This is a genomic window from Pseudomonas koreensis, assembly GCF_025447595.1.
Classification (GTDB): domain Bacteria; phylum Pseudomonadota; class Gammaproteobacteria; order Pseudomonadales; family Pseudomonadaceae; genus Aquipseudomonas; species Aquipseudomonas koreensis_H.
This window is the reverse complement of sequence record NZ_JAOEJU010000016.1, coordinates 1-11,874: the sequence shown is the minus strand read 5'-3', so window position 1 is coordinate 11,874 and position 11,874 is coordinate 1. Positions and strand designations below refer to the sequence as shown.

Here is an 11,874-nt window from a genome sequence, read left to right as displayed (position 1 = left end):
TTTGTACCAGACAGGCAATAAAAAGCCGCCCATTTCAGGCGGCTTTTTTATTGAAACACTTACGCTTGTGGCCGCATGTGCGGGAACAGGATCACGTCGCGGATCGACGGGGAGTTGGTCAGCAGCATCACCAGACGGTCGATGCCGATACCTTCGCCGGCCGTTGGCGGCATGCCGTACTCCAGCGCACGAACGAAGTCGGCGTCGTAGTGCATGGCTTCATCGTCGCCGGCGTCCTTGTCGGCCACCTGCGCCATGAAGCGCTCGGCCTGGTCTTCCGCGTCGTTCAACTCGGAGTAGGCGTTGGCGATTTCACGGCCGCCGATGAACAGCTCGAAGCGGTCGGTGACGTTCGGGTTGTCGTCGTTGCGACGGGCCAGCGGCGACACTTCGAACGGGTACTGGGTAATGAAGTGCGGCTGTTCCAGCTTGTGCTCGACCAGCTCTTCGAAAATCATCACCTGCAGCTTGCCCAGACCTTCGAAGCCCAGCACCTTGGCGCCGGCCTTCTTGGCGATGGCGCGAGCCTTGTCGATGTCGTTCAGGTCATCGGCGGTCAGCTCTGGGTTGTACTTGAGGATCGAGTCGAACACCGACAGGCGCACGAACGGCTCGCCGAAGTGGAACACCTTGTCACCGTACGGCACGTCGGTGCTGCCCAGAACCAGCTGCGCCAGTTCGCGGAACAGCTCTTCGGTCAGGTCCATGTTGTCTTCGTAGTCGGCGTAAGCCTGGTAGAACTCCAACATGGTGAATTCAGGGTTGTGACGAGTCGAAACGCCTTCGTTACGGAAGTTGCGGTTGATCTCGAACACTTTTTCGAAGCCGCCAACCACCAGACGCTTCAGGTACAGCTCTGGCGCGATACGCAGGAACATTTCCATGTCCAGCGCGTTGTGGTGGGTTTCGAACGGCTTGGCTGCAGCGCCGCCAGGAATGGTCTGCAGCATCGGGGTTTCGACTTCGAGGAAGTCGCGCTTCATCAGGAAGCTGCGGATATGCGCGATCACTTGCGAACGGACGCGGAAAGTCTGACGTACGTCTTCGTTGACGATCAGGTCAACGTAGCGCTGACGGTAGCGCTGTTCGGTGTCGGTCAGGCCGTGGTGCTTGTCCGGCAGCGGGCGCAGGGATTTGGTCAGCAGGCGCACGCTGGTCATCTCGACGTACAGGTCGCCCTTGCCGGAACGGGCCAGGGTGCCTTCGGCGGCGATGATGTCGCCCATGTCCCAGGTTTTCACCGCGGCCAGGGTTTCTTCGGACAGGGTCTTGCGGTTGACGTAGACCTGGATGCGACCGGTCATGTCCTGGATCACCATGAACGAGCCACGGTTGAGCATGATGCGACCTGCAACCTTGACCGGGATCGCAGCCTCTGCCAGCTCTTCCTTGGTCTTGTCCGCGTACTGTTTCTGCAGTGCTTCGCAGTAGTTTTCGCGGCGGAAGTCGTTCGGGAAGGCATTGCCCTTGGCGCGCTCGGCAGCAAGCTTTTCCTTGCGCAGGGCGATCAGGGAGTTTTCTTCCTGTTGCAGGGCCTGGTCGAGTTGTTGGTCGCTCATGTCTTTAAATATTCCATCACAGGTTCGTTGCCCCCGGGCCTTTCGGCCCGGGGATCGCCAGCAGGCTGGCTCCTACAGAGATCGAGTTGAATCAGCCGATCCTGTATTGCGTTTCTTACAGGCCCGATTTCAGGCTGGCTTCCAGGTATTCGTCGATGTCGCCGTCGAGCACCTTGTCGCAGTCACTGCGTTCGATGTTGGTACGCAGATCCTTGATCCGCGACGCATCGAGCACGTACGAACGGATCTGGTGACCCCAGCCGATATCCGACTTGGTGTCTTCCAGCGCCTGGGACGCCGCGTTGCGCTTCTGCATTTCCTGCTCGTACAACTTGGCCCGCAGCATTTTCATGGCGGTGTCCTTGTTGGCGTGCTGGGAACGCTCGTTCTGGCAGCTCACCACGGTGTTGGTCGGTACGTGGGTGATACGTACGGCCGAGTCGGTGGTGTTTACGTGCTGACCACCGGCACCGGAGGAACGATAGGTGTCGATCCGCAAGTCTGCCGGGTTGATTTCGATTTCCACCTTGTCGTCGATCTCTGGCGAGACGAAAACCGCGGAGAACGAGGTGTGGCGACGGTTGCCGGAGTCGAACGGGCTCTTGCGCACCAGACGGTGTACGCCGATCTCGGTACGCAGCCAGCCAAAGGCGTATTCGCCCTTGATGTGCACGGTCGCACCCTTGATGCCGGCGACTTCACCGGCCGACAGCTCCATGATGGTCGCGTCGAAACCGCGTTTGTCGGCCCAGCGCAGGTACATACGCAGCAGGATGTTGGCCCAGTCCTGGGCTTCGGTGCCGCCGGAACCGGCCTGGATGTCCAGGTAGGCGTTGTTCGGGTCCATCTCGTGGCTGAACATACGGCGGAATTCGAGCTTGGACAGGGACTCTTCGAGACCTTGAAGGACTTCGACGACGTCGTTGACCGCGCCCTCGTCGTTCTCTTCAACGGCCATGTCCAGCAGCTCGCGGCAATCGGCCAGGCCACCGTTCAGTTCGTCGAGGGTATCGACGATCTGCGCCAGCGCAGCGCGCTCGCGGCCCAGTTCCTGGGCGTATTCAGGTTTGTTCCAGACTGCAGGATCTTCAAGCTCGCGATTGACTTCGATCAGACGCTCATGCTTTTGATCGTAGTCAAAGATACCCCCGAATAGTTTCGGAGCGCTCGGACAGGTCCTTGATGGTGTTCAGGATCGGGTTGATTTCCATGACGGGCAGCACTCGTTGGCGAACTTTTGAAAGCCGGCGAGTATAACGTAATCACGCTGTCACGGCAGCCCGTCTGGCGGCTCTTGAGGCGAATGAACCCAATGGTTCATTCGATCCCCACCTGATTGCGCCCGTTGTTCTTGGCCAGGTACAGGCCACGGTCCGCCGCCGAGATCAGCAACCGGCAGTCGCTGCCCGACTCCGGCACCATGGTCGCCAGGCCGATGCTGATGGTCAGGCTTGAGCCTTCGGCCGGGGCATTGTGCGGAATCTTCAGCGCCGCGACCGTCTGGCGCAGCTTCTCCGCCACCAGTCGCGCCCCGCCCGGCGAGGTGTTAGGCAGCACCAGCGCGAACTCTTCCCCGCCATAACGCGCCGGCAGATCGGACGGCCGGGCACTGGACTCGCGGATTGCCGTGGCGACCTTGCGCAACGCTTCGTCGCCTTCGACGTGGCCGAAGGTGTCGTTGTAGGACTTGAAGTAATCGACGTCGATCATCAGCAACGACAACTGGCTCTGGTCACGCAACGAGCGGCGCCATTCCAGCTCCAGGTATTCGTCGAAGTGCCGGCGATTGGACAGACCGGTCAGGCCATCGGAGTTCATCAGCCGCTGCAGGACTAGGTTGGTGTCGAGCAATTGCTGCTGGCTGACCCGCAAGGCGCGGTAGGCCGCGTCCCGTTGCAGCAACGTCATGTAGGAGCGCGAGTGATAGCGGATACGCGCCACCAGCTCGATGTTGTCCGGCAGTTTCACCAGATAATCGTTGGCACCGGCGGAGAACGCCGCGCTCTTGATCAGCGGGTCTTCCTTGGTCGAGAGGACGATGATCGGAATGTCCTTGGTCGCCGGATGATTACGGTATTCGCGCACCAGGCTCAGGCCGTCGAGGCCGGGCATCACCAGATCCTGCAGAATCACCGTCGGCTTGATCCGTACCGCATGGGCCACGGCCTGATGCGGATCGGAACAGAAGTGGAAGTCGATGTTCTCTTCGTTCGACAGCCCACGGCGCACGGCTTCGCCGATCATCGCCTGATCGTCCACCAACAACACCATGGCGGCGTTCTCGTCGGTTTTGATGTCATCGATCTGTAAGTCATTCATGGGCGGTCACCTGAGTGCTGCGGGGGCCAGGATTGCGGAGGAACGTGTTCATTTGGGGAAAATCTCCAGCAATCGTGGCGCTATCTTTTCCAGTGGACGGATTTCTACGGCCGCGTCGATGGCTGCGGCAGCCTTGGGCATGCCGTACACCGCACTGCTCTGCTGATCCTGCGCGATGGTCAGGTAACCCTGTTGGCGCATGAGCTTAAGCCCTTGAGCCCCGTCGCGTCCCATCCCTGTCAATAAAACCCCTACTGCGTCACCGTTCCAGTAGTTGGCGACGCTTTCGAAAAACACGTCGATCGAGGGGCGGTAGATCTCGTTGACCGGCTCGGCTGTGTAGGCCAGCGTGCCGTTCTTGAGCAAACGAATATGGTGGTTGGTGCCGGCCAGCAGCACCGCGCCGGCCTGCGGCGGTTCGCCTTCGCGGGCCAGACGCACGTCCAGGCCGCTGGCGCTGGCCAGCCATTCGGCCATGCCGGCGGCAAACACCTGGTCGACATGCTGCACCAGCACGATGGCCGCCGAAAAGTGGCGCGGCAGACCTTTGAGCAAGACTTCCAGCGCCGCGGGGCCACCGGCCGAAGAACCGATCGCCACCAGTCGCTGGCGCGAGGCGGTACTGCGTGGTGTCGCAGGCGCGGGACGTGAGCGGGCGGTTTTCTCGCCGATCAGCCAGCCGATGTTGAGGATCTTGCGCAGCAGCGGTGCCGCCGCTTCCTGAGGATTGCCACCGCCGATGGCCGGGGTGTCGACCACATCCAGCGCGCCGTGGCCCATGGCTTCGAACACCCGGTGCACGTTCTGCTGGCGGTCCACGGTGACGATGACGATCGCACACGGGCTCTCGGCCATGATCCGGCGGGTGGCCTCGACGCCATCCATCACCGGCATGATCAGGTCCATCAGGATCAGGTCCGGGGTGTTTTCCGCGCACAGGCGCACTGCTTCGGCGCCGTTGCTGGCGACCCACACCACCTGATGCGCCGGCTCGAAGGCCAGCGCGCGGCGCAGGGCCTCCACCGCCAGAGGCATGTCGTTGACGATTGCGATCTTCATGCCCGCGCTCCTCCGATGAGCTCAACCACCGCGTCGAGCAGGGCGTCGTCATGAAAACTGGCCTTGGCTAGATAATAGTCGGCGCCGGCGTCCAGTCCACGGCGGCGGTCTTCCTCGCGATCCTTGTACGACACCACCATCACCGGCAGCGATTGCAGACGGTTGTCGCGGCGCAGCAGCGAGACCAGCTCGATGCCGTCCATGCGCGGCATGTCGATGTCGGTGATCAGCAGGTCGAAGTCCTCGGAGCGCAGGGCGTTCCAGCCGTCCATGCCGTCCACCGCAACGGCCACGTCGTAGCCGCGATTGAGCAGCAGCTTGCGTTGCAGTTCGCGCACGGTCAGCGAGTCGTCGACCACCAGAATCCGTTTGCGCGCCGCTTCTGCGGCCTGATGGCCGTGACGCGCGATGCGCTCCAGACGCCCGGTGTTGAGCAGTTTGTCCACCGAACGCAGCATGTCTTCGACGTCGACAATCAGCACCACTGAGCCATCGTCGAGCAAGGCCCCGGCGGAAATGTCCTGCACCTTGCCCAGCCGTTCATCCAGCGGCAGCACCACCAACGTGCGCTCGCCGATGAAGCGCTCGACCGCCACGCCATAGATCGCATCGCGCTCGCGGATCACCACGACTTTCAGAGTATCGCCGCTGTTCTGACTGGCAGGACGCTGCAACAACTGACTGGCCGCGACGAGCCCGACATGCCGGCCTTCGTGCCAGAAATGCTGGCGCCCTTCGACCTGCACGATGTCCTCCGGCGCCAGGTCGCACATGCGCTCGATGTGCGCTAGCGGGAAGGCGTAGGCCTCGTCGCCGACTTCCACCACCAGGCTGCGCACCACCGACAGGGTCAGCGGCACTTCCAGATGGAAGCGACTGCCCTCGCCCGCCGTCTGCTCCAGCACCACCGCGCCGCGCAACTGGCGAACCATGTGCTGAACGGCGTCGAGGCCGACACCACGGCCGGACACTTCGGTGACCTTGTCGCGCAGGCTGAAACCCGGCAGGAACAGGAAGGTCAGCAGTTCTTCTTCACTCAATTGCGCGGCGGTTTCCGCTGGCGACAACTGGCGTTCGACGATGCTGCGGCGGACCTTTTCCAGATCCACGCCGTTGCCGTCGTCACTCAGTTCCAGCACCAGCAGACCGGCCTGATGCGAGGCACGCAGACGGATCAGGCCTTCCTCTGACTTGCCTTTGAGCAGGCGTTCCTCCGGGGTCTCGATGCCGTGATCGACCGCGTTGCGCAGCAGGTGCGTCAGCGGTGCTTCGAGCTTTTCCAACACATCGCGGTCGACCTGGGTTTTCTCGCCTTCAATCTCCAGTCGCACCTGTTTGCCGAGGCTGCGACCGAGGTCGCGCACCATCCGCACCTGCCCGGACAGCACATCGGCGAACGGCCGCATGCGGCAGGCCAGCGCGGTGTCGTAGAGCACTTGCGCGCGCTGGCTGGCCTGCCAGGCAAACTCGTCGAGTTCGGCGTTTTTCTCTGCCAGCAATTGCTGGGATTCGGCGAGCAAACGGCGCGCGTCTTCCAGCGCCTCTTGAGCCTCAAGGTTCAGCGCGTGTTCCTTGAGATGAACGTTAAGACTTTCCAGCGCCCGCAGGCCGTTGTTCTGCATGCGCTTGAGGCGCTGCATCGTGGCCAGGTGCGGCTTGAGGCGTTGGGTTTCCACCAGGGATTTGCTCGACAGATCGAGCAGGCTGTTCAGGCGTTCAGCGGTGACCCGCAGCACCCGCTCGCCGCCTTCAGTGGTGCGTTTGCTCTTGCGCGGCGCGGGCTCCGGCTCGGCAACCTCGACGGGGATTTCAACTGGCGCCGGCTCAGCCACCAGCGGTGGCTGAAACTGCAACTCGGCCATCGGTGGCGCACTCGGAGCGGCGGGCACCACGGCCGGTGCCGTCGGGTCGAGCAAACCGCCCATCAACGCCACGTAAGCCTCGATGTCCGCCGGTTGCGGGGCATTGGCCGGGGTGGCGATGCGCATCAGCAAGTCGGTGCCCTGCAACAACGCGTCGATATGTTCCGGGCGCAGGAACAACCGCCCTTCCTGGGCGCTGACCAGACAATCTTCCATCACGTGGGCGACGCTGACGCCGCTGTCGATGCCGACGATCCGCGCCGCGCCTTTCAGCGAGTGCGCCGCACGCATGCACGACTCGAGCTGATCGGCCTGGGTCGGGTTGCGCTCCAGCGCCAGCAGCCCGGCGCTGAGCACCTGGGTCTGGGCTTCGGCTTCGAGGCTGAACAGCTCGAGCAAGGAGGCGTCGCGCATTTGCTCGGGGGTCATGTGAGGCTCCGGGACACGGCGGACAACAGCTGTTCTTCATCCAGCCAACGCAGGCTGCGACCTTTGAAAGGCAGCACGCCTCGGGTGTATTTGGCGCTGGCTTGCGCGCCGGAACGTGAGGCGGCATCGAGGATTCGCTCGTCGATGGCATGAATCCCGTCGACTTCGTCCACCGGCACCACCACCGGCCCGCCCTGGGCCGAGATGATCAGCATGCGTGGCATGATCCGCGCGCCGGTCGCCGGGGCCGCGTTGCTGTCGAGGTCGAGCAGTTCGACCAGCGACAGACACGCCACCAGCGCACCGCGCACGTTCGCCACGCCGAGCAAGGCCCGGGAGCGCTGGTGCGGCAGCGAGTGAATAGCCTGCAACGGTGCGACCTCCACCAGACTGCGCGTGGCCAGGCCGAGCCATTCTTCGCCGAGGCGGAACATCAGCAGCGAACGGGTCTTCAGCTCGGTTTCGACCTGGGTCGCCACCGGATCGCGCTCGTCCTGCTGCAACGCATAGCGGTCGAGCAGGCGCGTGGCGGCGGCGGAATACACCGAGCAATTGCGGCAATGGATGTGCTCGTCCAGCAGCGGACAGGATTTGTCGCCGTGGATGCCGATGCGGTTCCAGCAATCGTCGATGGCCCGGGCGTCTTCGTGGGTGACGTTCAAGGTGTCGGACGGGATCATCGTTTACGCTCACTGTCGGCGGTGCGGTCGCTGCGGGCGGCGCGCTCCTGCAATCGTCTGGCGCCGGCCGTGTCGCCCTGGGCTTGCAGCAACGCGGCCAGGTGCATCAAGGCTTCGGGGTGTTGCGGTTCGAGGTACAGCGCCTTGCGGTAAAAGCCTTGGGCTTCGAGGGCGCTGCCGGCGACATCACTCAGCAGGCCGAGCCAGTAAAACACCTGGGCCACCGGCTCATGACTGCGCAAATACTGTTCACACGCAGCGCGGGCCTCGGCACTTTTGCCTTCGTTGGCCAGCGCGGCGATGTTGGCCAGCAACGTCGCGGCGTCGGGATTGGTGGTTTTAGCCGTCGCGGGCAAAGGCGTCACGCCAGCAAACGGACGGTTGCGCACCGGCGGCGGTGGCGTGCTGCGTACCGGTTGGCGCACAGGTAACGGCACCGGAATCGCGGTCGGCATCGGCAACGGTTCGGGCTGCGGTTCGCTGTGGCGGCTGAAGGCGAAGGACTGCGGAATCCCGATCGAGCGCATGCCCAGCCGCCCGAGCAGACTGCCCTCGGCCGGGCCAATAAACAGCACGCCATCGACATGGGTCAGGCGCTTCAGCACGGCGAATACCTGCTGCTGGGTCGGCTGATCGAAATAGATCAGCAGGTTGCGACAGAACACGAAATCGAACGGCGGCTCGTTGACCAGCAATGACGGATCGAGCACGTTGCCGACCTGCAGGCGCACCTGCTCGCGGACGATTTCATTTACCCGATAGCCCTCGTTCTCGGCGAAAAAATGCCGCTCACGAAAGTCCAGCTCCTGGCCGCGAAACGAGTTCTTGCCGTACAGCGCCCGCCGCGCCTTGTCCACCGACAGGGGGCTGACGTCCATGCCATCGACCTTGAACTGATGGGGCTTGAGACCCGCATCGAGCAAGGCCATGGCAATCGAATAGGGTTCTTCACCGGTGGAGCACGGCAGGCTGAGGATGCGCAGCGCGCGCATGTTGTTCAACTCGGCCAGGCGTTTGCGCGCCAGTTTGCCGAGGGTGGCGAAGGATTCCGGGTAACGGAAAAACCAGGTCTCGGGGACGATCACCGCTTCGATCAGCGCCTGCTGTTCATCTCGCGAGCCTTGCAGGGTCTGCCAGTACTCATCGGCATTCACCGTTTGCGACAGGGTGATGCGCTGGCGCACGGCCCGTTCGATGATCGCCGGGCCGACCGAGGCGACGTCGAGGCCGATGCGTTCCTTGAGGAAGTCGAAGAAGCGCTGGTCGCTGCTCATCGCTGCTCCTCAAGTCGCGCCGGATCCAGCGGCGGTGTCGGAAACAGCAGCGTACGCACCGTCTCGTCCAGCAAGTCGTTGACCCGCACCCACTGCACCAGCCCTTGCGCGTCTTCACGAACCGGGCCGAGGTACGGCGCCTGACGATTGTCGAGGCCGTATGGCTGAAAATCCTCCGGGTTGCAGCGCAGGGTATCGGTGGCCTGTTCGAGGATCAGGCCCAGCCATTGCGAGGGTTGCGAGTCATCCGCGCGGTAATGCACCAGCACCAGTCGCGTGCTGGTGCGCGCTTGCGCAGGATGGCCGAACGTCAGGGCACTGAGGTCGATCACCGGCACCACCGTGCCGCGATAGGCGAACACCCCCGCCACCCAGTGCGGCGCCCGGGCAATCGGCTTCAACGGCAGGCGCGGCAACACTTCAGCCACTTCCGTGGCGCGCAGTGCGTAGCGTTCGCTGCCGATACGAAACAGCAGGAACAACGCCTGCTTCGCCACCTGTGCAGCGCTGCGTTTGGCGGTGATTTCGCTCATCAGACTTTGAATCGCGAAACGCCGCTGCGCAGGCCCACGGCCACCTGGCTCAGTTCGTCGATGGCGAAACTGGCCTGACGCAACGACTCGACCGTCTGGCTGCTGGCATCACCCAGCTGCACCAGCGCGTGGTTGATCTGCTCGGCACCCGTGGCCTGGGCCTGCATGCCTTCATTGACCATCAACACCCGCGGCGCCAGCGCCTGCACTTGATGGATGATCTGCGACAGCTGCTCGCCGACCTGCTGCACTTCGGCCATGCCGCGCCGCACTTCCTCGGAGAACTTGTCCATGCCCATCACCCCGGCGGACACCGCCGACTGGATCTCGCGGACCATCTGTTCAATGTCATAGGTGGCGACAGCAGTCTGATCCGCCAGACGCCGCACTTCGGTAGCGACCACGGCGAAACCGCGACCGTACTCGCCGGCCTTCTCCGCTTCGATCGCGGCGTTCAGGGACAGCAGGTTGGTCTGGTCGGCGACCTTGACGATGGTCACGACCACCTGATTGATGTTGCCGGCCTTCTCGTTGAGGATCGCCAGTTTGGCGTTCACCAGATCCGCCGCGCCCATCACCGAGTGCATGGTGTCTTCCATGCGCGCCAGGCCTTGTTGCCCGGAACCGGCCAGCACCGAGGCCTGATCGGCGGCGGTGGAGACTTCGGTCATGGTGCGTACGAGGTCACGGGAAGTCGCCGCGATCTCGCGGGACGTCGCGCCGATTTCAGTCGTGGTCGCAGCGGTTTCGGTGGCGGTGGCCTGTTGTTGTTTGGAAGTAGCGGCGATCTCGGTCACCGACGTGGTGACCTGCACCGACGAACGCTGGGCCTGGGACACCAGCGCGGTGAGCTCGGTCATCATGTCGTTGAAGCCGGTTTCCACGGCGCCGAACTCGTCCTTGCGGTCGAGGTTCAAGCGGCTGCTGAGGTCACCGGTGCGCATGGTTTCGAGGATTTTCACGATGAGGTTCATCGGTGCCATGATCGCGCGCATCAGCAGCAGGCCGCAGAACCCGGCGGCCAGCACGGCCACCAGCAGCGAAACGAACATGCTGACTTTGGCCGCCGCCACGGCGTCGTCGATGTTGGCCATGGCCTGGTCGGCGACTTTCTTGTTCTCGCCGATGATGTCGTTGAGTTTCATCCGGCCCGAGTACCAGGTCGGTGTCAGTTGTTCATGGAACAGCTTGACGGCTTCGGCTTCGAGATTGCGTTTGTGCAGATCCAGCACGGTGTCCTGAATCTTCATATAGGTATCGTGATACTTCTCGAAGGACGCGAATTCGAGCTTGTCCTCGTCCGTCACGACCGTGTTGCGGTAATTGGTCATCTGCTCCTGAAGACGGGATTCAAAGGCTTTGTAGTCCGCCGCATCTTCGTTGCTGACACCCTGCCCCTCCTTGAGGCCCAGCAGTTCCTGGGTCTGCAGGTAACTGTCGACCCACGCGCCACGAATCATCGAGCTGTAATAGACGCCCGGAATCGCGTCGTCACGGACGCTGTTTTCACTGGCTTCGATCTTCAGCAGCCGCGAATACGAGACGACCACCATCAGCAGCATGATGGCGATAATCACCGCAAAGCTCGCCAAAATGCGTTGGCGCAACGTCCAGTTCTTCACAGTCAGTCCTCGGGGCGGGTCGAAATGCGGGGGAGTATAGCTGAGGGCGGTGTTTCATTTATAAGACGGTTTGCCGCGCTCAAGCCTTCCGGTCATAAAACACGATGGGCTCTGGACTGGGACTTTCCGGTAATCGGCGGCCGAAGTGCCAGTGACGCAATGGCAAAAAGGGGCGATGGATCGGTCATTCTGCATGGAGAGGATCTGAAGAAGGAGTAGCCATGTGCCATGGTGCGCAACTTCTTGCGCACTTGTTTCGCGAAATCGCCACCCGATATCGCTACAGCCCACAAGTACCGTGGCCTGCAGCCAAGTGCGCAACTTCTTGCGCAGTACTGCGCAAGAAGTTGCGCACTTTCGCCTTCAGCGCTGATCAAAAAACGTTCAAACCCGCGAGCCAGAGCGGTGAAGCCCCCGGCTCCCGGGGACGCACCAAAAGTTGGCACGCTCCTTGATAACAGTCAGCCACCCACCGGGCGATTTCGCCTCCCGGGCACCCTAACTTTATCCGCAAGGAGCACCTCCCATGGCAACACC

General features: G+C 62.6%; 9 protein-coding genes. All 9 read right to left on the bottom strand.

The features are described 5' to 3' along the window. Nucleotides 1-59: 59 nt before the first annotated feature. Complete coding sequence (lysS, locus tag N8H71_RS18810) at nt 60-1,559, bottom strand: lysine--tRNA ligase (protein WP_085748082.1); 1,500 nt, start codon at nt 1,557-1,559, stop codon at nt 60-62. A gap of 115 nt (nt 1,560-1,674) precedes the next feature. Continuing rightward, a protein-coding gene (gene prfB / locus N8H71_RS18805; protein WP_102621447.1) for a peptide chain release factor 2 occupies nt 1,675-2,770 on the bottom strand; the annotation gives its coding sequence in 2 pieces (ribosomal slippage) (nt 1,675-2,697 and nt 2,699-2,770; 1,095 coding nt in all). A gap of 106 nt (nt 2,771-2,876) precedes the next feature. Continuing rightward, the gene (locus N8H71_RS18800; RefSeq protein ID WP_262195139.1) at nt 2,877-3,878 is read right to left on the bottom strand and encodes a response regulator; all 1,002 of its coding nucleotides are present in this window, start codon (nt 3,876-3,878) and stop codon (nt 2,877-2,879) included. Between the two features lie 48 nt (nt 3,879-3,926). Continuing rightward, nucleotides 3,927-4,937, bottom strand: a complete 1,011-nt coding sequence (locus N8H71_RS18795; protein WP_007954689.1) for a chemotaxis response regulator protein-glutamate methylesterase — start codon at nt 4,935-4,937, stop codon at nt 3,927-3,929. Then, nucleotides 4,934-7,228 (bottom strand): hybrid sensor histidine kinase/response regulator, encoded by a 2,295-nt coding sequence (locus N8H71_RS18790; protein WP_262195137.1) that lies wholly within the window; start codon nt 7,226-7,228, stop codon nt 4,934-4,936. The genes N8H71_RS18795 and N8H71_RS18790 overlap by 4 nt, the downstream gene beginning before the upstream one ends. Then, nucleotides 7,225-7,908 carry a chemotaxis protein CheW gene (locus N8H71_RS18785; protein WP_007954679.1) on the bottom strand — a complete coding sequence of 228 codons (684 nt, stop codon included), beginning with the start codon at nt 7,906-7,908 and terminating at the stop codon, nt 7,225-7,227. Before N8H71_RS18785 ends, N8H71_RS18790 begins: the two co-directional genes overlap by 4 nt. Beyond that, on the bottom strand, nt 7,905-9,182 hold the full coding sequence (locus tag N8H71_RS18780) for a CheR family methyltransferase (protein ID WP_262195135.1): 1,278 nt from the start codon (nt 9,180-9,182) through the stop codon (nt 7,905-7,907). Before N8H71_RS18780 ends, N8H71_RS18785 begins: the two co-directional genes overlap by 4 nt. After that, nucleotides 9,179-9,715, bottom strand: a complete 537-nt coding sequence (locus N8H71_RS18775) for a chemotaxis protein CheW (RefSeq protein ID WP_262195134.1) — start codon at nt 9,713-9,715, stop codon at nt 9,179-9,181. The genes N8H71_RS18780 and N8H71_RS18775 overlap by 4 nt, the downstream gene beginning before the upstream one ends. After that, nucleotides 9,715-11,337: a methyl-accepting chemotaxis protein gene (locus N8H71_RS18770; protein ID WP_262195132.1), complete on the bottom strand. Its 1,623-nt coding sequence runs from the start codon at nt 11,335-11,337 to the stop codon at nt 9,715-9,717. The genes N8H71_RS18775 and N8H71_RS18770 overlap by 1 nt, the downstream gene beginning before the upstream one ends. Nucleotides 11,338-11,874 lie beyond the last annotated feature (537 nt).

What these genes read in the sequence shown, in the direction of transcription:
- lysS (WP_085748082.1), bottom strand. Translation starts at nt 1,559, where the DNA reads ATGAGCGACCAACAACTCGACCAGGCCCTGCAACAGGAAGAAAACTCC.
- N8H71_RS18790 (WP_262195137.1), bottom strand. Translation starts at nt 7,228, where the DNA reads ATGACCCCCGAGCAAATGCGCGACGCCTCCTTGCTCGAGCTGTTCAGC.
- N8H71_RS18775 (WP_262195134.1), bottom strand. Translation starts at nt 9,715, where the DNA reads ATGAGCGAAATCACCGCCAAACGCAGCGCTGCACAGGTGGCGAAGCAG.
- N8H71_RS18785 (WP_007954679.1), bottom strand. Translation starts at nt 7,908, where the DNA reads ATGATCCCGTCCGACACCTTGAACGTCACCCACGAAGACGCCCGGGCC.
- N8H71_RS18780 (WP_262195135.1), bottom strand. Translation starts at nt 9,182, where the DNA reads ATGAGCAGCGACCAGCGCTTCTTCGACTTCCTCAAGGAACGCATCGGC.
- N8H71_RS18795 (WP_007954689.1), bottom strand. Translation starts at nt 4,937, where the DNA reads ATGAAGATCGCAATCGTCAACGACATGCCTCTGGCGGTGGAGGCCCTG.
- N8H71_RS18800 (WP_262195139.1), bottom strand. Translation starts at nt 3,878, where the DNA reads ATGAATGACTTACAGATCGATGACATCAAAACCGACGAGAACGCCGCC.